This window comes from Nocardioides rotundus, assembly GCF_019931675.1.
Lineage (GTDB): Bacteria > Actinomycetota > Actinomycetes > Propionibacteriales > Nocardioidaceae > Nocardioides > Nocardioides rotundus.
The window spans coordinates 1,187,221-1,208,005 of the sequence record NZ_CP082922.1 but is presented as its reverse complement, the minus strand read 5'-3'; the positions used below and the strand labels follow the sequence as shown (position 1 = coordinate 1,208,005).

Below are 20,785 nucleotides of genomic sequence, written 5' to 3'. Positions count from 1 at the left end.
TCTGCTTCTTCCTGAGGTCTGCTGGGTCTGGGTCGGGATCGGCGGCCGGTCAGGCCTGCTCGAGGATGCGGGAGACGTAGCGGGCGACGGCGCGCACCGCGGCCATGCTTCCGGGGTAGTCCATCCGGGTCGGGCCGACCACGCCGAGGGAGGCCAGCGCCTCCTGGCCGGGGCCGTAGCCGGTGGCCACCACCGAGGTGGAGGACAGCTCGCTGATCGGCCCCTCGTGACCGATCCGCACGGTGACCGCGCCGCCGGACTGCGCCTCGCCGAGCAGCGTGAGCAGCACGACGTGCTCCTCCAGCGCCTCCAGCAGCGGCCGCAGCCCGGTGTCGAAGTTGTCGCCGAACCGGGCGAGGTTCGCCGTACCCCCGATGGCGACCCGCTCGTCGGAGCGGTGGTCCGACATGGCCTCCACCAGCGCGGCGGAGACCACTGCTGCGATGTCGGCGTCGGGGTGGCCGTCCTCGGTGAGCTCGCTCAGCGCGGTCGTCGCCTCCTGGATGCGCGCCCCGGTGACGGCGTGCAGGACCCGCGAGCGCAGGGCGGCGAGCCCGTCCTCGTCCAGCTCGCGCGGCAGGTCGGCCAGGCGCTGCTCGACCCGCCCGGTGGACAGGATGAGCACGACCAGCAGCCGCGTGGGCTGCATGGCCACCAGCTCCACGTGCCGCACAGTGGAGCCGGAGAGGGTGGGGTACTGCACCACGGCGACCTGCTGGGTCAGCTGCGCCAGCAGCCGGACCGAGCGCTGCACCACGTCGTCGAGGTCGACCGCGCGCTCGAGGAAGGCCGAGATGGCCCGCTTCTCCGCGGTGCTCATCGGCTTCACGGTGGTGAGCCGGTCCACGAAGAGGCGGTAGCCCTTGTCGGTCGGGACCCGCCCGGCGCTGGTGTGCGGCTGCCGGATGAAGCCCTCCTCCTCCAGCGCCGCCATGTCGTTGCGCACGGTGGCCGGGGAGACGCCGAGCTGGTGCCGCTCGACCAGGGCCTTGGAGCCCACGGGCTCCTCGGTGTCGACGTAGTCCTCCACGATCGCCCGGAGCACGGCGAGCTTGCGCTCCTCCGACATCTCGGCCTCCTCGTGACTCGACCCGTCCTGACCGGCGGCCCCTGACTGGCACTCGCCGCCACCGAGTGCCAATCCTACTAGGCTGGCGTCCATGGTCGAGTTCACCGAGGTGGGTGACCGCGTCTGGGTCGCCCGCTACCCCTGGTTCGACGCCAACGTCACCCTGGTCGGCGGGGAGCGCGGGCTCGTGGCGGTCGACACCCACGGGTCCACCGCCGCCGGGCGCGCCGTCGTGGACGACGTACGCCGCCTCGGGGCCGGCGAGGTCACCGCGGTGGTGAACACGCACTGGCACTTCGACCACACCTTCGGCAACGCCGCGTTCCGGGAGGCGTACAGCGACCTGCCGATCCACGCACACGAGCTGGCCGTGGCCGAGCTGGAGACGGGTGCGGCGCGGGTGCGGGAGCGCTATGCCGAGGACCCCGCCGACCCGCACTCCGCCGACGTGCTCGCCACCGAGGTCGTGCTGCCCGACCACCCGTTCTCCGGGGTCGACCTGCTCGACCTGGGCGACCGGGCGGTGGAGCTGGTCTACCTCGGGCGGGGGCACACCTCCGGCGACCTGGTCGTCAACGTCCCCGACGCGGGCGTGCTGCTCGCCGGCGACCTGGTCGAGGAGTCCGCTCCCCCGTCGTTCGGGCCCGACTCCTGGCCGCTGGAGTGGCCGGCGACGCTCGACCTGATGCTCGGGATGGTCGGCGAGCGCACGCTCGTGGTGCCGGGCCATGGAGCGCCGGTGGACCGGGAGTATGTCGACCGGCAGCGGCACGAGGTCGGCGTCGTGGCCCAGACGGCCGCCGAGCTGGCCGGGCGCGGCGTGCCGGTCGATCAGGCCCTGGAGAGCGCCGAGTGGCCCTGGCCGCGCGAGCGGCTCGCCGAGGCGGTGGGGCTCGTCTACGCCCACCTGCCGCGGGACCAGAAGCGGCTGCCGATGGCCTGAGCCACCCGTCCGGGTGGACTGCGGCGAGGAGGCGCGGCCCTACCGTCGGGTCATGAGCGAGACCGACAGCGAGCGTGAGCCGGGCCCCGGCGAGATCACCGACGACCAGCTGCCCGAGGACGTGCGGCCCGGCGAGGACAACCCGCTCGCCGAGCCCCTCGACCCCGACGACGAGGCGACCAAGTCCTCCGAGGAGCTGGGGATGCGGGACACCCAGGACTCCTCCGAGGACGATGGCGAGACCTCGGGGACCTCCTCCGAGGAGTCCACGGAGGACGACGAGTCGTGACACGCCGGGGCGGCTCGATGCCCCGCTGAGCGAGCGGTTCTAGCGTTGGCCGGTGACCTCCCCGCAGCGCCCCTTAGGCTCCCGTGACCGCTACGGCTCCGACGTGCTGGCCACCGACTGGCGGGCCCCGGCCCGGGGTCGGGCCACCGAGCACAGCGCCGACCACGGCCTGGTGGTGGAGGAGGTCACGACCGACTGGTGTGGTGAGATCGTGGCGGTCGACCGCGACCTGCGGACCGTGACCCTGGAGGACCGCCGCGCCAAGCGGCGTACCTTCCCGCTCGGGCCCGGCTTCCTGCTCGAGGGCCGGCCGGTGATCCTCACCCCGCCGGTGACCCGTCCGGCGCCGGCCAAGCGCACGCACACGGCCTCGGGCAGCATCGCGGTACACGACGCGAAGGCGCGGGTCGCGCGAGCCAGCCGGATCTTCGTCGAGGGCCGGCACGACGCGGAGCTGGTGGAGAAGGTCTGGGGCGACGACCTGCGGATCGAGGGCGTGGTCGTGGAGTACCTCGGCGGCGTCGACGACCTCGCGCACCACCTCACGGACTTCCGGCCCGGCCCCGACCGGCGCGTGGGCGTCCTGGTCGACCACCTGGTCCGCGGGTCGAAGGAGAGCCGGATCGCCGCCTCCATCGCGCGCTCGCCGGTCGGCAAGGACGTGTTGATCGTCGGCCACCCGTTCGTCGACATCTGGCAGGCGGTCAAGCCGGCCCGCCTCGGGCTCCCCGGCTGGCCGGAGGTGCCGCGGAGCGAGGAGTGGAAGAAGGGCGTGTGCCAGCGGCTCGGCTGGCCGCACCGCGACCAGGCCGACATCGCCCGCGCGTGGCGGCACATCCTGGGCGGGGTCCGCGGCTACCAGGACCTCGAGCCCGAGCTGCTCGGCCGGGTCGAGGAGCTGATCGACTTCGTGACGGCGCCCTCCCCGGGCCGTCCCGCCTGACTCCCTGCCCCGCCCGCCCCAGGACGTCATACGAAGTGGAGAACCCGTCCTCCGGAACGTATGACGTTGCGCCCGGGCTCGCCCGCCCGGCCGCGGGACGTCATACGAAGTGGGGAACCTGTCTCCCGGAACGTATGACGTTGCGCCCGGGCTCAGGCGTGGTCACGGAGCCGCGAGAGGAACGCCCGGGTGCGCTCGCGCTGCGGGTCGCCCAGCACCTGCTCGGGGGTACCGGACTCGTGGACCACCCCGTCGTGCAGGAAGCAGACCCGGTCGGCGACCTCGCGGGCGAAGCCCATCTCGTGGGTGTTGAGCAGCATCGTGACGCCCTGCTCCTTCAGCGAGCCGAGCAGGTCGAGCACCTCGCCCACCAACTCGGGGTCCAGCGCCGAGGTGACCTCGTCGAGCAGCATCAGCCGGGGGTCCGCGACCAGCGACCGGGCGATCGCCACCCGCTGCTGCTGCCCGCCGGAGAGGTCGTCGGGGCGCGCCTGCGCCTTGTCCGACAGGCTGACCCGCTCCAGCATCGCCAGGCCCCGTCGGTCGGCCTCGGCCGCGGGCACCCGGTGCACGAGCCGGAGGGCGAGGGTGACGTTGCCCAGCACGGACAGGTGCGGGAACAGGTTGTAGGACTGGAAGACCAGGCCCATCCGGGAGCGGACCTCGTCGCCGTCGACGCGCGGGTCGGCGATGTCCCGGCCGTCGAAGAGGATCTCCCCGTCGTCGACCACCTCGAGCAGGTTGACGCACCGGAGCAGCGTGGACTTGCCCGAGCCGGACGCCCCGATCAGCACCACGCACTCCCCCGGCTGCACGGCCAGGTCGACGCTGCGCAGCACCACATGGTCGCCGAAGGACTTCCGCACCCCGCGCAGCTCCAGCAGCGCCATCAGAGCAGCCCTCCCGCGCCCTGGAAGCCCTTCTTCCGCGCATACCAGTCCGTCAGCCGCGCCATCGGGACGGTGAGGCAGATGAAGAGCACCCCGGCGACGACGTACGGCGTGTAGTTGAAGTCCTTCGACGTCTCGATCTGTGCCGCCCGGATCGCGTCGACGACGCCGAGTACGGCGATCAGGCCGGAGTCCTTCTGCAGCGAGACCAGGTCGTTCATCAACGGGGGCAGCACCCGGCGCCAGGCCTGGGGAAGCACGACGCGCCGCAGGGTCTGGCCGTAGCCGAGTCCGAGCGAGCGGGCCGCCAGCCGCTGGGAGGGATGCACCGACTCGATGCCGGCGCGGAAGACCTCGGCGACGTAGGCCGAGTAGGACAGCACCAGCGCGGAGCAGCCCCAGAAGAGCGCCGAGCGGGGCAGCCCCGCCAGGTTGAGCGCCGGCCCGCCGAAGCCGAGGAGGAAGATCACCAGCAGCAGCGGCAGCCCGCGGAACACGTCGACGTACACCGTCCCGATCAGCCGCAGCGGGAAGGCGACCGGGCCGCGGATCGTCCGCATCACCGCGATCGTCAGGCTCAGCAGCAAGATGAGCACCCCGCAGAGCAGGGTCACCCGGATGTTGAGCCAGAGCCCCTCGGCCACGGCCGGGAGGGAGGCGACCGCCTTGTCCCAGTCGAAGTAGGTCTCCTGGACCCGCGCCCACCCCGGCGAGGTGACGACGGCGAGCCCGGCCAGCCCCAGCACGAGCACCGTGCTCAGCGCCGAGACGCCGATGCTGCGCCGGGTCTGGCGCCGACGGAGGGCGTCGCGCTCCCGCTGGACCGGCGAGGGCTGCCAGTCGTCGACCCCGGTCGCCATCAGGAGAGCTCGGGCGCGCCCTGCTCGGCCAGCCAGGTGCCGGCCAGCTCCTCCAGGGTGCCGTTCTCCCGCAGCGTGTCCACCGCCCGGCTCACGCAGCCGGTCAGCGGCGAGCCCTTGTCGAGCACCGCGCCGAACTGCTCGACCTGATCGCCGGCCTGCGGCAGCTGGCCCACGATCGTGCCGTCCTCGAGCTGGGCGGCGACCATGTAGAACGCGGTCGGGAGGTCCACCACGATGCCGTCGATCTGCCCGTTGTTGAGGGCTTGGACGGCCTGGTCGTTGGTGTCGTACGGCGCCGCCTCCTGGCTGCTGCCGATCTGGTCCTCGATCGCCCGGAAGCTCGTCGTGCCGACCTGCGCGCCGAGCTTGGCATCCGCGAGGTCGGCGAGGGTCTTCGCACCCTCCAGCGGCGTGCCCTTGCGGGTGATCACCACCTGCCGGACGTCGTAGTAGCCGGAGGAGAAGTCCACCGCCTTGCGGCGCTCCTCGGTGATGGAGACCTGGTTGAGGTCGAGGTCGAACTTCTTCTCCCCCGGCTGGACGACGGCGTTGAACGGCACCCGGACCCAGGTGACCTCGTCCTCGGCGTAGCCGAGCTCGTCGGCGATGGCGTAGGCGACCGCCGCCTCGTAACCGCGCCCGTTGGCCGGGTCGTTGTCCATGAACCAGGGCTCGTAGGCGGGGTCGTCGGTGGCGACGGTCAGCGTGCCGTCCTGGTAGGTGTCCAGGCTGCCCTTGGCACACTCCTCGGCCGACGCCGACTCCGAGGAGTCGGCCGAGGAGGAGGCGGACCCGCCCTCCTCGTCACGCGGTGCGCAGGAGCTGAGGGCCAGGGCCGCCACGGCCAGGCTGAGCGGCGCCGCCAGGGCGCGGGTGGGTAGGCGCATGCCGGGATCGTAGACCCACCCGCACCCGGGTCACGGCAGCGGCAGGGGCTCGTCGATCGGCTGACTGCCCGCCTTCGTGTCGATCTCGAGATCGCGGGCGAACACGTTCCGGGTGCTGCGGTAGACGCCCTCGGTCGACTCGTCCAGGTCGAAGATCCGGCAGCCACGCAGGCGGTGGTCGTCGGTGCCGCCGAGGCCGTAGGTCCCGAACCCGGTGCCGGGCCCGTAGCCGAGCTCGATCCCGAAGTAGTTGCCCTTGTAGGTGTTGATGTGGTCGTGGCCGCAGTAGATGCCACGAACGTCCCCGCGCTCCTGGGCTGCGGCGTAGAGCCCGGAGTTGAACGCGCCGACGAACACGTCCTCGTTCTTCTCGCCCTCGATCTGGTGCTTCTGCCGAGCCGCCGCGTGCTTGGACTCATCGGAGCTGAACTGCGTGCCGTACCACATGTGGTGGTGCTCCCAGAGCGGGATGTGGAAGAACATCAGCGACGGGATCGCCGCGCCGTTGCGACGCTCGGCGGCGAGGGAGCGCCGGCGATACCAGTCGATCTGCTCCGGCTTGATCCAGTCATAGGACTTCAGGTCCTTGAAGTCCTGACCGCCCAGGGTCTTCGGGGCGTAGCGGTGCGAGTCGAGCAGCCACAGCGCGAAGGCGGCCCGGCGTCCGCGGCTGGAGCGGATGAGCAGATGGGTGTTCGCCGTACCGGGCAGCTCGCCGTCCCGGGCGTTGAGGTTGTACTCGTAGCGACGGAGGAAGCTCAGCACCTTCTCCTCGTCCATGCCGGTCTTGTCGACCGAGTCCTCGTCGTGGTTGCCGAACGTCACCGCCCACGGGATGCCGCGCGACTCCATCGGCTGCACCACGTTGTTGTAGGCCTGCTTCAACTGGAGTGCGTTCTCCGGCGAGCCATTGACGACGTCGCCGTTGATCACGGCGAAGTCGGGCTTCTCGCGGTCCAGCACCCGCTCCATCAGCTGCAGGGTACGGCGGTCCGTGCGGCTCCCGTCCTGGGTGTCGTTGAACTGCACGATCCGGAAGCGGCCGTTGCGGCGGAACCGCAGCGCGGACCCGCCGTTGCCGCGCGCTGCGGTCGCCGGGGACGGCGTCGTGGCCACCGCGGCGGTGGCCGCGGCGGCGCCTCCGGCAGCGAGCAGGGCCCGGCGGCGGATGGGCTGGTGGGGGACGTCGGTCATGGATCTCCTTCCGGTGTCGGCCGCACCGTGTGCACGGCCGCGCACACCGTAGGAAGCAGGCGTAAACCGGATTTGGACTCCGGGTGACGCCAGGGAGACCCGGCAACGACCGGTCAGCGCACAGGGTGGCCTGATGCCCGCAGACCGTCCTTGACCTCGCTCACCCGGAGCGTGCCGAAGTGGAAGACCGTGGCGGCCAGCACGGCGTCCGCGCCCGCCTCGACCGCCGCCGGGAAGTGCTCGACCGCACCGGCACCGCCGCTGGCGATGACCGGGATGCTCACCTCGCGACGTACCGCCTCGATCAGCTCGGTGTCGAAGCCGTCGGTGGTGCCGTCGGCGTCCATCGCGTTGAGCAGGATCTCCCCGGCACCGAGCTCGGTGGCGCGGGCGGCCCACTCGATGGCGTCCAGGCCGGCGGACTTCCGGCCGCCGTGCGTGGTGACCTCGAAGCCGCTGTCGGTACGGCGCCCCGGGTCGGTGACCCGCCGCGCGTCCAGGGAGAGCACGAGCACCTGGTTGCCGAAGCGGTCGGCGATCTCGGCCACCAGCTCGGGCCGGTGGATCGCCGCGGTGTTGACCGCGATCTTGTCCGCGCCCGCACGCAGCAGCCGGTCCACGTCGGCCACGCTCCCGACCCCGCCGCCGACGGTGAGCGGGATGAAGACCTCCTCCGCGCAGCGGGAGACGACCTCCATGGTGGTCGCGCGACCCTCGTGCGAGGCGGAGATGTCGAGGAAGGTCAGCTCGTCGGCGCCCTCGGCGTCGTAGGTCCGCGCCATCTCGACCGGGTCCCCGGCGTCGCGCAGCTCCTTGAAGTTGATCCCCTTGACCACCCGCCCGCCGTCGACGTCGAGGCAGGGGATGACGCGGACGGCGAGGCTCATCGGGTCCCCCGGGTCAGCTCGAGCGCGTCCTCCAGGGTGAACTGCCCGGTGTAGAGGGCGGTTCCGGCGATCGCGCCCTCGACGCCGTCGGGCACCAGGCCCATCAGCGCGCGGATGTCGTCGAGGGTCGTGACGCCGCCGCTGGCGACCACCGGACGGTCGGTGGCGGCGCAGACGTCGCGCAGCAGCTGCAGGTTGGGCCCGGCGAGCATCCCGTCCTTGTTGACGTCGGTGACGACGTACCGGGCGCAGCCCTGCTCGTCCAGCCGGGCCAGCGTCTCGTAGAGGTCGCCGCCGTCGCGGGTCCAGCCCCGCGCGGCCAACGTGCGACCGCGCACGTCGAGGCCGACGGCGACCCGGTCGCCGTACCTCTCGATCGCCTGCGCGCACCACTCCGGCCGCTCCAGCGCGGCGGTGCCGATGTTGACCCGGCGGCAGCCGGTGGCCATGGCGGCGTCGAGCGACTCGTCGTCGCGGATCCCGCCGGACATCTCCACGTCGATGTCGAGCTCGCCGACGATCCGCGCCTGCAGCTCGCGGTTGTGGCCGTGCCCGAACGCGGCGTCGAGGTCGACCAGGTGGATCCACTCCGCGCCCGCCTGCTGCCAGCGCAGCGCCGCCTCGACCGGGTCGCCGAAGCGCTTCTCCGAGCCGTCCACGCCCTGCACCAGCTGCACCGCCTGCCCGCCCTTGATGTCGACGGCGGGCAGCAGCTCGAGATGGTCGCTCACCCCTCCAGCCTAGGAGTCGGGGGTACGTCGCTCCGCTCGCGGTCCGCTCGGTGGGCCCGTGCCGACGGCGCCGGCGCGGCCGACCGTGTGCGATCGGGGTCATCAGATGGCCCCGATCCCACACGGCCCACCCGGGCCACCCCGACCACTCGAGCCCCGCTCGGGGCGTCAGAGCGAGCGGACCCAGTTGCGCAGCAGCGCGGCCCCGGCGTCGCCGGACTTCTCGGGGTGGAACTGGGTGGCCGAGAGCGGCCCGTTCTCCACGGCCGCGACGAACCGGTCGCCGCCGTGCTCGGCCCAGGTGACGAGCGGGGCACGGGTGCGGCCGTCGGTGACCAGCGTCCAGTCGCGCACGCCGTAGGAGTGCACGAAGTAGAACCGCTCCGACTCCACCCCGGCGAACAGCGAGCTCCCGTCGGGGACCGCGACGGTGTTCCAGCCCATGTGCGGCACCACCGGCGCCTGCAGCCGCTCGACCACGCCGGGCCACTCGTCACAGCCGGCGGTCTCCACGCCGTGCTCGATGCCGCGCTCGAAGAGGATCTGCATGCCCACGCAGATGCCCAGCACCGGTCGGCCGCCGGCGAGCCGTCGCCCGATCAGCCGGTCGCCCTTGATCTCCCGCAGCCCGGCCATGCAGGCGGCGTAGGCGCCCACCCCGGGGACGACCAGCCCGTCGGCCTCCAGGCCGGCCTGGAAGTCCGAGGTGAGCGTCACCGACGCGCCGGCCCGCTCCATCGCGCGCACGGCCGAGCGCAGGTTCCCCGACCCGTAGTCGAGGACGACGACCTCGCTCACCGGTCCAGGGTCCCCTTGGTCGACGGCACGCCGGTCTCACGCGGGTCGAGGGCGACGGCGTCGCGGAACGCCCGGGCGAACGCCTTGAACTGGGTCTCGACCAGGTGGTGCGGGTCGCGCCCGGCCAGGACCCGCACGTGCAGGGCGAGCTGGCCGTGGAAGGCGATGGTCTCGAAGACGTGCCGCGTCAGCGAGCCGAGGTACGGCGGCCCCTCGGCCGCGGTGATGTTGACGAACTGCTGGCCCTCGGGCTCGCCCGTGTGCACGCAGTAGGGCCGGCCGGAGACGTCGACGACCGCCTGCACCAGCGCCTCGTCCAGGGGCACGGTGGCGTCGCCGAAGCGCCGGATCCCGCGCTTGTCCCCCAGCGCCTGCCGCAGCGCCTCGCCCAGTGCGATCGCGGTGTCCTCGACGGTGTGGTGGGCGTCGATGTGCAGGTCGCCGTCGGTCTCCACGACCAGGTCGACCAGCGAGTGCCGGGCGAAGGAGGTGAGCATGTGGTCGTAGAAGCCCACGCCGGTGCCGACCTCGGCCTTGCCGGTGCCGTCGAGGTTCACCTCGACGTGCACCCGCGACTCCTTGGTCTCGCGGTCCACCGTCGCCGTGCGCGCTGCGCTCGCCTGCTCGCTCATCGTCCCTGTTCCTGTGCTCGGGTCCTCGGGGCGCCCACCGCGGCGGTGAGCGCCTCCCTGAATGCTGCCATCTCCTCGGGCGTGCCCACCGAGACTCGCAGCCAGCCGTCCGGCCCGGTCTCGCGGATCAGCACCCCGCGGTCGAGCAGCGCCTGCCACACGGCGTGCCGGTCCGCGAAGCGGCCGAAGAGCACGAAGTTGGCGTCGGAGTCGGCGACCTCGTGCCCCTGTGCCCGCAGCCAGGCGACCAGCTCGTCGCGCTCGGACCGCAGTCGGTCGACGTACCCCAGCAGCTCCGGTGCGTGCCGCAACCCGGCCAGCGCGACCGCCTGGGTCACCGAGGAGAGGTGGTAGGGCAGCCGCACCACGCGCAGCCCCTCGACGATCTCCGGCCGCGCGGCGAGGTAGCCCAGCCGGGTCCCGGCCATCGCGAACGCCTTGCTCATGGTGCGCGTCACCACGAGGTTGCGGTGCTCGCCCAGCAGCTCCAGCGCGCTGGGGACGCCGGCCCGGCGGAACTCGGCGTACGCCTCGTCGATCACCACCAGCCCGTCGCCCGCCGCCTCGCAGAGCACACCGATCGCCTCGTGCGGCAGGGCCGTCCCGGTCGGGTTGTTCGGGCTCGGCAGCAGCACCAGCGCAGGCCGCTGCTCGGTCACCAGCCGGCGGGCGCGCTCCAGGTCGAGGCCGAAGTCCTCGTTGCGGTGCCCGACGGCCCAGCCGGTGTGGGTGTCGCGGGCGTACTCGGGATACATCGAGTACGTCGGCGCGAAGCTCAGCGCCGTCCGGCCCGGCCCGCCGAAGGCCTGCAGCAGGTGCAGCATCACCTCGTTGGAGCCGTTCGCTGCCCACACCATCTCCGGGCCGATCACGTTCCCGCCGGCGTCCGGCGTGAGGTAGGCCGCCAGGGCGCGGCTCAGCTCGGTGAAGTCCCGGTCGGGGTAGCGGTTGAGCCCTCCGGCGACCTCCGCCACCGCCGCGGCGACGTCGGCGACGGTCTCGGCCGACGGCCCGTAGGGGCTCTCGTTCGTGTTCAGCTGCACCGGCACGTCCAGCTGGGGGGCGCCGTAGGGGGCGATCCCGCGCAGCTCCTCGCGCAGCGGCGGCCAGCCGCTGTCCTGGGTCATCCTCGGCCCCTCAGTCCCGGAACCGGACCCGGATCGCGGCGCCGTGGCCGGGCAGGTCCTCCGCGTCGGCGAGCGTGGTCACGTGACCGGCGACCTCCTCCAGCGCGGCCCGGCTGTAGTCCACGACGTGCACCGCCTTGAGGAAGGACCGGACCGACAGGCCCGAGGAGTGGCAGGCGCAGCCCGCGGTCGGCAGCACGTGGTTGGAGCCGGCGGTGTAGTCGCCCAGCGAGACCGGCGCGAACGGCCCGAGGAAGATCGCGCCCGCGTTGCGCACCCGCCCGGCGACGTCGGCGGCGTCGCGGGTGTGGATCTCCAGGTGCTCGGTCGCATAGCCGTCGACCACCCGCAGGCCCTGATCCAGGTCGTCGACCAGCACGATCGCGGACTGCTCCGCGCTCAGCGCCGTGCCGATCCGCTCGCTGTGCTTGGTCGCCGCGACCTGCCGCACCAGCTCCGCGGTCACCGCGTCCGCGAGCTCCTCGCTGTCGGTGACCAGGACCGAGGCCGAGGTCTCGCCGTGCTCGGCCTGGGAGATCAGGTCGGCAGCGACGTACGACGCGTCGGCGGTGTCGTCGGCCAGAACGAGGACCTCGCTGGGGCCGGCCTCGGAGTCGATGCCGACCACGCCGCGCAGCAGCCGCTTGGCGGCGGTGACGTAGATGTTCCCGGGACCGGTGACAAGGTCGACCGGCCGGCACGGGCCGGCGCCGTAGGCCAGCATCGCGATCGCCTGGCCGCCGCCGACGGCGTAGACCTCCTCGACGCCGAGCAGCGCACACGCGGCCATGATCGTGGGGTCGGGCAGGCCGCCGTTGTCCCGCTGTGGCGGGGTGGCGAGCGCGATCGAGGAGACCCCGGCGACCTGCGCCGGGACGACGTTCATCACCACGCTGGAGACCAGCGGCGCGACACCGCCGGGGACGTAGAGGCCCACCCGCTCGATCGGGATCATCCGGTGGGTCACCACCGCGCCCGGCGCGACCTCGGTGACCACGTCCTGCTCCAGCTCGGCCGTGCAGGTGGCGCGCAGCCGGCGGATCGACTCCTCCAGCCCGGCGCGCACCTCGGGCGCGAGCGCGTCCAGCGCCGCGTGCAGGGTCGCGGGGGGTACGACGACCTCGGCGTCCTCCACCCCGTCGAACCGCGCGGTCAGCTCGCGCACCGCCTCGAGCCCCCGGTCGCGCACGGCGTCCAGCACCGGGCGGACCTGCTCGGCGGCCGCCTCCACGTCGAACGCGGCCCGCGGCACCACCGACCGGTGGTCCACGTCATGCCCGGCGCCGCGCAGGTCGATGCGGCGGATCGGCCGGGGCGTGCTGGTGGCGGACATGCCCCCGATTCTAGTTTCTCCCCGGCTCCGCGAGCCGCCGGTGCCCACTGCCCGGTCGGGCTAGGGTCGGAGCCGTGACCGGCACGCTGCCGATGTTCCCGCTGAACACCGTGGTCTTCCCCGGTGTCATGGTCCCCCTGCACGTCTTCGAGGACCGCTACCGCGCCCTGGTGCACCACCTGCTGCGGGTGCCGGACTCAGCCGACCGGCTCTTCGGCTCGGTCGGCATCCGGGAGGGCTACGAGGTCGGGGACCACGGCGCCCAGTCGCTCTACCGAGTGGGCTGTCGGCTGCAGCTCACCGAGGCGACGGAGAGCCCCGACGGCACGTTCGAGATCGTCGCCGTGGGCCGCGACCGCATCCGCCTCGACGGGCTGGAGACCAGCGGCGACTTCCCGGCCGCCCGGGTGACCGAGCTGCCCGCACCGAAGCCGGCGACCATCGACCCCGCGGTCACCGAGGTGGCGCTGGCCGCCTTCACCGCCTATCGAGCCGCGGTCACGCCCTGGCGCGGCGACCCGCACCCGACCGCCCTGCCGAAGGACCCGGCGTACCTCTCCTGGACCCTGGCCGCCGTGGCCCCGCTCGCGATGCCCGAGCGGCAGGCGCTGCTGGAGTCCGACGACGTCGAGGAGCGGCTGCTCCTCGTCACCGACCTGCTGCGCCGCGAGCTGCGGGCGATGAACGCCATCCCCTCGCTGCCGGCCACCGAGGTCGCCCGCACCCGCTGGTCGCCGAACTAGGCTCACGGTTGACCCGGATCGGAGCAGGAGGGCCGATGGCGAAGCGGAGGCCCGGCGGGAGTACGCCGGCCACGGTCGCGCTGGAGCGTGCCGGGGTCGCGTTCACCCTGCGCGCCTACCACCACGACCCGCGGGCGGAGTCCTTCGGGCTCGAGGCCGCGGAGGCACTGGGCGAGGACCCGGCCCGGGTCTTCAAGACGCTGATGGCCTCGGTCGACGGTCGGCTGGCCGTCGGCATCGTGCCGGTCACCGGCCAGCTCGACCTCAAGGCGCTGGCGCGGGCCGTGGGCGGCAGCAAGGCGGTGATGGCCGACGTCGCGGATGCCGAGCGGGCCACCGGGTACGTCGCCGGGGGCATCTCCCCCATCGGGCAGCGGCGCGCCCACCCCACCGTGCTGGACTCCTCGGCTCTCGGCTTCGAGACCATCCTGGTCTCCGGCGGGCGACGGGGACTGGACGTGGAGCTCGACCCGACCGACCTGATCGCCGTCACCGATGCGGTGACGGCGCCGATCGGCCGGGGCTGAGCATCCTCAGTCGGTGGTCACCCTCAGCGTGCTGTGGGAGACGTCGCCGTCCATCCAGGCGGTCATGCCCGCGGCCGCCAGGGGCTTGAGGTTCTCCTGAACCTCGGGCTGCCCCTCGGCCAGCGAGGCCAGCCAGTCGCCCGCGCCGTTGAAGTTCACGAACAGGACCGCCGCCGCGTCCTCCTGGCCACCGGTCACGTCCTGGTAGACCTCCGAGCCGGCGAGGTCGCCGCCGGCGAGCAGGTCGTCGAGGTACTGCTGGTTGGGGCCGACCGCGATGAGGTCGCCCTTGGTCTGGGAGGACAGCGGGCCGTCGGCGGGCGCGCCGGAGGCGGTCCGGATCTTCTCCAGCACCTGCTCGATCTCGCCGGGGTTGCCCTGGACCTTCACACCGATCGGGATGTCGGCGGGGTCCTGGGTGTTGGCCAGCGTCTCGGGGTCGATGTCGCCGCCGACGGAGAGGACGAGCGCGTCCCCGGTGAGCGTCTCGACGTCCTCGGGAAGGCTCAGCCCGGTCTGCGCCTCCACCTGGGACACCATCTGCTCGGTGTCGACCTGACCGCCGGCGATCGTGGACATCTGCTGGAGCATCGCCTCGCCCCACCCATCGGGCAGGGCCACGCCGAAGGCGCCGACGGTGTCGTCCGGCAAATCGCCCACGAGGGGGCCCGCGCCGTTGGTGAGCTTGAGCCCGGGGAAGCCGGTGCCGCCCTCGGAGGCGGCCTCCAGCTCCAGCGCGCCGGCGTCGAAGCGGACCGTCGCGGCCGCGCCCCTGAAGTCCTTGGTCAGCTCGCTCATCTGGTCCTCGGCGCCCGGGGGCATCTGGTCGCCCGCGGCCTCGCTCAACCGCACGAGTGCCGGCATGGCTCCCTTGGCGGCGTACATCGTCACGATGCCCGGGTCGCCGACCTCGCCGGTCCACTTCTGGAAGCTCTCGTCGTCGGCCAGGGTCCCGTCCGCGGCACCGTCGACGACCTGCTGGGCGATCTTCTTCGTCTCGGCCATCACCATCCAGTCACCGTCGATGACGAACGCACCCGAGGTGTCCCCGGAGCCGCCGCACGCCTTCTGCAGCTTGGCCACGCCCGCCTCCGCGGCGTCGGCGTCGGTGATCGCCAGGACGCCGACGCCGGTGGGCTTGCCCGACGACTCGACCATCGCCGCCGCGGCCCGCTCGCCGAGCCACGGCTCGATGTCCTGGGCGTAGTCCACGCCCTTGCACTCGTCGTCCTTCTGGATCTCCTCGAACAGCCGCTTGCGCAGGTCGTCCTGCGAGTTCAGGTCGAGCTCCTTCTTCAGCCCGGGGAACTTGCGCAGGGTCCGGATCGCCTCGACCTTCTGGCCGGCCGACGGGTCCAGGTCGATGCTGGCGTAGGCCAGCGTCGAGGACGGCAGGGCCTCGCTGGGCTGGGCGCCTCCCCCCGCGAGCTGGGTCGCGGCGAACACTCCGGTGCCGACCAGGCCGAGCCCGACCACGGCGGCGGCGCCGATCAGCAGCGGCTTCCTGCTCGAGGACCTCTTCTGCTCGACGATCGGCTCACCGGAGCCCTGCTCGAGGTACTCCGGGTCGCCGTTGGCGCCCGCGTCGCCGCCGTTGGGCGGAAGGTTGCTGGACATGGTTGGTGACTCCCCCGTGACGTGCTACGTGATCGTTGACAGACGGCCGCCGACGGCGGCGTCAGGAGTGCATCGTAGCGGCCGGATCGCCCGAGGTCCGCGAACCCGGCCGATTGACCGGCGCCAGCACCAACACCAAGAGCAGCCCGGTCACCGCACCGATCGGCAGCGCGAGGTAGGACACCGGGCCGCTCACCTCCAACGCCACCGGGAGCCGGGCCAGGTCCTCCGCGCGGGCTGCGGCTCGCGCCGGGTCCGGAGGGCCCAGGTCCGAGCCGACCATGGCCATGAGCAGGCCCGCGAGGATCGAGGCCGGCAGCAGGGTGGCCAGCGTCAGCAGCTCACGGACCCGGACCAACAGGCCGGCGACCACCCCCGCGAGCAGACCGGCGACCCCGCCGATCAGCAGGAACCATGCGGTGGCGTCGAAGGCCCGCTCCGCATCGGTCCCCGCGAGCACGGCACGCCCGTCGACGACCACAGCGAGGGGCGGACGCCACAGCGCCTCCCAGACCACGCCGCCGACGAGGCCCAGGGCCGCGCAGAGCAGGACCAGCCAGGCGACATGCCCGAGCACCCACTCGCCGCGGACCGACCGGCTCAGCCGGCCAGGCAACCGGGCCCCAGGAGGTGCTTGAGGTCCGCGAACAGGGCCGGGCTCGGGGAGACCCGCGGACCCAGCTGCAGCACCTTGGTCGACTGGCGCGTGAGCAGCCGCAGCTGGACCTCCGTCGCACCCGGGTGGGTGGCCAGGACGTCGGCGAGCTGCTCCACCACCGGCGGGGTGCAGCGGGTGGAGGGGACGCTGAGCACCACCGGCCCGGTCGGACCGCCGGTGAGGTCGGGGACGCTGACCTCCTGGGCCCGCAGCTCGGGCTGGTCCTTGTCCCGGGACAGGCTGCCGCGCACCCGCAGCACGGTGTCCTCGACCAGGTGGGGGCTGGCCAGCTGGTAGGAGCTGGGGAAGAACAGCACCTCGATCGCGCCGTCGAGGTCCTCCAGGGTGATGGTCGCCCAGGCGTCGCCCTTCTTGGTGATCCGGCGCTGGACGCCGGTCACCAGGCCGCTGATCGTCAGCTGCGACCCGTGGGCCCGCTCCTCGTCCAGCATCAGCGCGCCGATGGTGCAGTCGGTGCCTTGTGAGAGCACGTGCTCCAGGCCGAGCAGGGGGTGGTCGGAGACGTAGAGCCCGAGCATCTCCCGCTCGTGGCCGAGCAGGGTCATCTTGTCCCAGTCGTCGATCTCCGGGATCGACACCGACACCGCGAAGCCGGAGTCGGCCTCGTCCAGCCCGGCGAACAGCGAGTCCTGCCCGATGGCCTCGTTGCGCTTGATGTCGACGTACTGGTCCACCGCGGGCTCGTGGATCGCGACCAGCGCGCGCCGCCGATGCCCCATGTCGTCGAAGGCGCCCGCCTTGATCAGCGAGTCCACGACCCGCTTGTTGCACACGTGGGCGGGGACCTTGGCCATGAAGTCGTTGAAGTCGGTGTAGCGGCCCTGCTCCTCGCGCGCGCTGACGATGCCGTCGACGACGTTGCCGCCGACGTTGCGGACCGCGGTCAGCCCGAAGCGGATGTCGCCGCCGACCGGGGTGAAGTTGGCCGCCGACTCGTTGACGTCGGGTGGCAGCACCTTGATCTTCATCCGGCGACACTCGTTGAGGTAGATCGCCATCTTGTCCTTGTCGTCCTTCACCGAGGTGAGGAGCGCGGCCATGTACTCGGCCGGGTAGTTCGCCTTGAGGTAGGCCGTCCAGTAGGACACCAGGCCGTAGGCGGCCGAGTGCGCCTTGTTGAAGGCGTAGTCGGAGAAGGGCAGCAGGATGTCCCACAGGGTCTGGACCGCGGACATCGAGTAGCCACGCTCGACCATCCCGGCGGAGAAGGTCTCGAACTGCTTGTCCAGCTCGGCCTTCTTCTTCTTGCCCATGGCCCGGCGCAGGATGTCCGCTTCGCCCAGTGAGTAGCCGGCGAGCTTCTGCGCGATCGCCATGACCTGCTCCTGGTAGACGATCAGGCCGAAGGTCTCGCCCAGGATGTCCTCGAGCGGCTCGGCCAGCTCGGGGTGGATCGGGACGACCTCCTCCCGACCGGTCTTGCGGCGCGCGTACTTGTTGTGGGAGTCCGCGCCCATCGGGCCGGGACGGTAGAGCGCACCGACCGCGGAGATGTCCTCGAAGCAGTCCGGGCGCATGCTGCGCAGCAGCGCGCGCATCGGGCCGCCGTCGAGCTGGAAGACGCCGAGGGTGTCGCCGCGCTGGAGCAGCCGGAAGGTGCTCTCGTCCTCCAGGTCCAGGTCCTCCAGCACCACGTCGAGGTCGCGGTTGGCCTTGATGTTCTTCACCGCGTCGTCCATCACGGTGAGGTTGCGCAGGCCGAGGAAGTCCATCTTGATCAGGCCCAGCGACTCGCACGTCGGGTAGTCGAACTGGGTGATCATCGCGCCGTCGGAGGGACGCTTGAGCAGCGGGATCACGTCGATCAGCGGCTCGCTGGACATGATGATGCCCGCGGCGTGCACGCCCCACTGCCGCTTGAGGCCCTCGATCCCGATCGCGGTGTCGACGACCTTCTTCACATCCGCGTCGCCGTCGTAGAGCTGGCGGAACTCGCCGCCCTCCCCGTAGCGAGGGTGCTGCTCGTCGAAGATCTGCTGGAGCGGGACGTCCTTGCCCATCACGGTCGCGGGCATCGCCTTGGTGATCCGGTCGCCCATCGCGAAGGGGTAGGCGAGGATCCGGCTGGAGTCCTTGACGGCCTGCTTGGCCTTGATGGTGCCGTAGGTGATGATGTAGCTGACCCGGTCGTCGCCGTACTTCTCGGTGACGTACTTGATCACCTCACCGCGCCGGCGCTCGTCGAAGTCGATGTCGAAGTCCGGCATCGAGACGCGGTCGGGGTTGAGGAAGCGCTCGAAGATCAGTCCGTGCTCGAGCGGGTCGAGGTCGGTGATCCGCATCGCGTAGGCGACCATCGAGCCCGCACCCGAGCCACGCCCCGGACCCACCCGGATGCCGTTGTCCTTGGCCCAGTTGATGAAGTCGGCCACCACCAGGAAGTAGCCCGGGAAGCCCATCTGGGTGATGACGCCGAGCTCGTAGTCGGCCTGCTGGCGGACACGGTCGGGGATGCCGTCGGGGTAGCGGTCGTGCAGGCCGCGGTCGACCTCCTTGACCAGCCAGGAGTCCTCGTTCTCCCCGTCGGGCGTGGGGAACTTCGGCATGAAGGTGCCGTTGCCCTCGGTGAACTCGACCTGGCAGCGCTCGGCGATCAGCAGCGTGTTGTCGCAGGCCGCCTTGAGCTGGTAGCGGCCCTCCCACAGCTCGCGCATCTCCTCGGCGGACTTGAGGTAGTAGCCGTCGCCGGAGAACGCGAACCGCTGCCCCGGCCCGTCGCCGGCGGGGATGTCCATCGTGGAGCCGGAGTTGATGCACAGCAGGTGCTCCTGGCTCTTGGCGTCGGCCTGATGCACGTAGTGGGAGTCGTTGGTGGCCAGCAGCGGGATGTCCAGGTCCTTGGCCAGCCGGAGCAGCCCGTCGCGGACCCGCTTCTCGATCTCCAGGTCGTGGTCCATCAGCTCCAGGAAGTAGTTCTCCCGGCCGAGGATGTCCTGGAAGTCGGCGGCCGCCTGCCGGGCCGCGGCGTAGTTGTCGTGGCGCAGGTGCACCTGCACCTCGCCCGAGGGGCACCCGGTGGTCCCGATGATGCCCTTGGCGTTCTCGCTGAGCAGCTCCCGGTCCGCACGCGGGTGCTGGAAGAACCCGTCGCGCCAGGCGCCGGTGGAGAGCCGGAACAGGTTGTGCATGCCCTCGGTGGACTCGGCCAGCAGGGTCATGTGGGTGTAGGCGCCGCGGCTGGAGACGTCGTCGGGACCGCCCTTGTAGAAGTTGACCCGCTTGCGCTCGAACCGGCTGATGTTGGGGGTGAAGTAGGCCTCCATCCCGACGATCGGCTTCACCCCGGCGGCCTTGCACGCCCGGTAGAACTCGTAGGCGCCGAAGACGTTGCCGTGGTCGGTCATCGCCACGGCGGGCATGTTCAGGCTGGCCGCGTGCTCGGCCAGATCGGTGAGCCGCGCGGCCCCGTCGAGCATGGAGTACTCGGTGTGGACATGCAGGTGAACGAAGTCACCCTTCGAGCCGGTGGTGGCTTCACCCGTCGGACCTGGGGCCATGGAAGTCAGCGCGCTCCTTGGAACTGAGCCGTGATGGTGCTTGAGGACAGGACGGACCCGCCTGCCGGCCGGTCCTTCGGGGAAGGAACGTCAGCCTACGCGAACGCCGAAGGCGATCCTGACAGACCGCGCCGACAGATCCGCGCCGGCCGGGTCAGAGCCAGCCCAGCGCGTGCCCGTGCCCGTGCGTCCACCCGACCGCGCGGCCGTCCAGCCCCAGGACGAACCGTCCGACCAGCCGCTCGGCGGGCACCGTGGAGGCCACCCCGGGCAGCACGCTGGGCGCCTCGTTGCTGACCCAACGGCACTCCCCCGCGGCGACCAGATCGCCCATCGTCGCCGCGAACTCGTCGCGCTGGTCGCTCTCCAGGTAGGCGATCACCGCGGAGTGGAAGACCACCGGGGTGCCGTGCCGGCCCGCCTCGGCCAGCAGGCCGGGCAGCTCGGCGAGCAGGTCGCCGCGGACGATGTACGGCGGCTCCCGCCGCGCCACCTCGACGGCCGCCTCCAGCCGGGCCAGCCGATCGGCCTGCTCGGGCCACACCAGCGTGCGCAGCCAGGCCATGGCGTCGTCGTCGGTCACGTCCAGCGGGTTGAGGTCGCACCCGCCGCGCCAGGCCACCTCGGGATGCGCGGCCGGGATGGGCACCGGGCCCTCCGCCCGGGCGGTCAGCCGGGGCCCGCCGCTGCCGACCAGCTCGCCCAGCGGCGGCCAGGAGTAGTCGTACCGGTCGGGGAACAGGGTGAGCCCGGCACTGGCACCGACCTCGATGAGCGCCAGCGGCCCGGGCACGGCGGCGAACGCCGGGACCAGGGTGGCCAGCCGGCCGACCTCGTTGGTCTGCGTGGCCCGTTCCCGGATGGTGGCCTTCACCGCGTCCTCCTGGCCGAACAGGACGCGCCGCAGCTCGTCGTACGCCGCCGGGGTCTCCGCGCCGTGCCACCGTGCGGCGGCGAAGACCAGGTTGGGCTGCTGCTTGATCGCCGGGAGGTCGGCGAGCCATCCCTGCACCTCGGGGTCGTGGGCCACGCCCTCGGCCCAGGCCGCGAAGCTCGGCGAGTCGAGGCGGGCGAACTCCGCGAAGTCGAGGTAGCGCTCGGCCAGGCCCAGGTCCATCTTCACCCGGACAGTGTGC

General features: G+C 72.1%; 20 protein-coding genes. 5 read left to right on the top strand and 15 right to left on the bottom strand.

Annotated features, from left to right (window positions below):
- Positions 1-49: 49 nt before the first annotated feature.
- Positions 50-1,069 (bottom strand): heat-inducible transcriptional repressor HrcA, encoded by a 1,020-nt coding sequence (gene hrcA, locus K8W59_RS05990; RefSeq protein ID WP_223397975.1) that lies wholly within the window; start codon positions 1,067-1,069, stop codon positions 50-52.
- A gap of 91 nt (positions 1,070-1,160) precedes the next feature.
- Between hrcA and K8W59_RS05985 the strand changes: the two genes are divergently transcribed.
- The 3 genes from K8W59_RS05985 to K8W59_RS05975 are packed head-to-tail and all read left to right on the top strand — an operon-like array spanning position 1,161 to position 3,244.
- Positions 1,161-2,012, top strand: coding sequence for an MBL fold metallo-hydrolase (locus tag K8W59_RS05985; protein ID WP_223397970.1), 852 nt, complete (start codon positions 1,161-1,163; stop codon positions 2,010-2,012).
- A 52-nt stretch (positions 2,013-2,064) separates the two neighbouring features.
- Complete coding sequence (locus tag K8W59_RS05980) at positions 2,065-2,301, top strand: hypothetical protein (protein ID WP_223397967.1); 237 nt, start codon at positions 2,065-2,067, stop codon at positions 2,299-2,301.
- 52 nt (positions 2,302-2,353) lie between these two features.
- Positions 2,354-3,244 (top strand): DUF3097 domain-containing protein, encoded by an 891-nt coding sequence (locus tag K8W59_RS05975; RefSeq protein ID WP_223397965.1) that lies wholly within the window; start codon positions 2,354-2,356, stop codon positions 3,242-3,244.
- A 152-nt stretch (positions 3,245-3,396) separates the two neighbouring features.
- On the opposite strand, the gene K8W59_RS05970 is transcribed toward K8W59_RS05975, so the two are convergent.
- The 10 genes from K8W59_RS05970 to hisD all read right to left on the bottom strand — a co-directional run bounded on the left by K8W59_RS05970 (position 3,397) and on the right by hisD (position 12,586).
- Positions 3,397-4,134, bottom strand: coding sequence for an amino acid ABC transporter ATP-binding protein (locus K8W59_RS05970; protein WP_223397960.1), 738 nt, complete (start codon positions 4,132-4,134; stop codon positions 3,397-3,399).
- Entirely contained in the window at positions 4,134-4,994 is an 861-nt protein-coding gene (locus K8W59_RS05965) for an amino acid ABC transporter permease (protein ID WP_223397955.1), read from the bottom strand. The genes K8W59_RS05970 and K8W59_RS05965 overlap by 1 nt, the downstream gene beginning before the upstream one ends.
- Positions 4,994-5,884, bottom strand: a complete 891-nt coding sequence (locus K8W59_RS05960; RefSeq protein ID WP_223397952.1) for an ABC transporter substrate-binding protein — start codon at positions 5,882-5,884, stop codon at positions 4,994-4,996. The genes K8W59_RS05965 and K8W59_RS05960 overlap by 1 nt, the downstream gene beginning before the upstream one ends.
- 30 nt (positions 5,885-5,914) lie before the next feature.
- A complete protein-coding gene (locus tag K8W59_RS05955; protein WP_223397944.1) occupies positions 5,915-7,078 on the bottom strand; it encodes a metallophosphoesterase family protein in 1,164 nt (387 codons plus the stop codon).
- A 113-nt stretch (positions 7,079-7,191) separates the two neighbouring features.
- Positions 7,192-7,965: an imidazole glycerol phosphate synthase subunit HisF gene (gene hisF / locus K8W59_RS05950; protein WP_223397940.1), complete on the bottom strand. Its 774-nt coding sequence runs from the start codon at positions 7,963-7,965 to the stop codon at positions 7,192-7,194.
- On the bottom strand, positions 7,962-8,696 hold the full coding sequence (priA, locus tag K8W59_RS05945; protein WP_223397937.1) for a bifunctional 1-(5-phosphoribosyl)-5-((5-phosphoribosylamino)methylideneamino)imidazole-4-carboxamide isomerase/phosphoribosylanthranilate isomerase PriA: 735 nt from the start codon (positions 8,694-8,696) through the stop codon (positions 7,962-7,964). The genes hisF and priA overlap by 4 nt, the downstream gene beginning before the upstream one ends.
- Positions 8,697-8,864: 168 nt before the next feature.
- The gene (hisH, locus tag K8W59_RS05940; protein ID WP_223397935.1) at positions 8,865-9,494 is read right to left on the bottom strand and encodes an imidazole glycerol phosphate synthase subunit HisH; all 630 of its coding nucleotides are present in this window, start codon (positions 9,492-9,494) and stop codon (positions 8,865-8,867) included.
- The gene (gene hisB, locus K8W59_RS05935) at positions 9,491-10,126 is read right to left on the bottom strand and encodes an imidazoleglycerol-phosphate dehydratase HisB (protein ID WP_223397931.1); all 636 of its coding nucleotides are present in this window, start codon (positions 10,124-10,126) and stop codon (positions 9,491-9,493) included. Before hisB ends, hisH begins: the two co-directional genes overlap by 4 nt.
- Positions 10,123-11,253, bottom strand: coding sequence for a histidinol-phosphate transaminase (locus tag K8W59_RS05930; RefSeq protein ID WP_223397928.1), 1,131 nt, complete (start codon positions 11,251-11,253; stop codon positions 10,123-10,125). The genes hisB and K8W59_RS05930 overlap by 4 nt, the downstream gene beginning before the upstream one ends.
- Before the next feature lie 10 nt (positions 11,254-11,263).
- Complete coding sequence (gene hisD, locus K8W59_RS05925) at positions 11,264-12,586, bottom strand: histidinol dehydrogenase (protein ID WP_223397927.1); 1,323 nt, start codon at positions 12,584-12,586, stop codon at positions 11,264-11,266.
- A gap of 74 nt (positions 12,587-12,660) precedes the next feature.
- On the opposite strand from hisD, the gene K8W59_RS05920 reads away from it, so the two are divergent.
- Positions 12,661-13,329 (top strand): LON peptidase substrate-binding domain-containing protein, encoded by a 669-nt coding sequence (locus K8W59_RS05920; RefSeq protein ID WP_223397926.1) that lies wholly within the window; start codon positions 12,661-12,663, stop codon positions 13,327-13,329.
- A gap of 35 nt (positions 13,330-13,364) precedes the next feature.
- Complete coding sequence (gene ybaK, locus K8W59_RS05915) at positions 13,365-13,856, top strand: Cys-tRNA(Pro) deacylase (protein WP_223397925.1); 492 nt, start codon at positions 13,365-13,367, stop codon at positions 13,854-13,856.
- 6 nt (positions 13,857-13,862) lie between these two features.
- Here the strand turns inward: ybaK and K8W59_RS05910 are convergent, their stop codons facing one another.
- From K8W59_RS05910 to K8W59_RS05895, 4 genes are all read right to left on the bottom strand, one after another.
- The gene (locus tag K8W59_RS05910) at positions 13,863-15,473 is read right to left on the bottom strand and encodes a DUF3352 domain-containing protein (RefSeq protein ID WP_223397924.1); all 1,611 of its coding nucleotides are present in this window, start codon (positions 15,471-15,473) and stop codon (positions 13,863-13,865) included.
- 61 nt (positions 15,474-15,534) lie between these two features.
- Positions 15,535-16,089, bottom strand: a complete 555-nt coding sequence (locus K8W59_RS05905) for a hypothetical protein (RefSeq protein ID WP_223397922.1) — start codon at positions 16,087-16,089, stop codon at positions 15,535-15,537.
- On the bottom strand, positions 16,074-19,649 hold the full coding sequence (gene dnaE, locus K8W59_RS05900) for a DNA polymerase III subunit alpha (protein ID WP_223397920.1): 3,576 nt from the start codon (positions 19,647-19,649) through the stop codon (positions 16,074-16,076). Before dnaE ends, K8W59_RS05905 begins: the two co-directional genes overlap by 16 nt.
- A gap of 154 nt (positions 19,650-19,803) precedes the next feature.
- Entirely contained in the window at positions 19,804-20,766 is a 963-nt protein-coding gene (locus K8W59_RS05895; protein WP_223399746.1) for a DUF2332 domain-containing protein, read from the bottom strand.
- Positions 20,767-20,785: the final 19 nt, after the last annotated feature.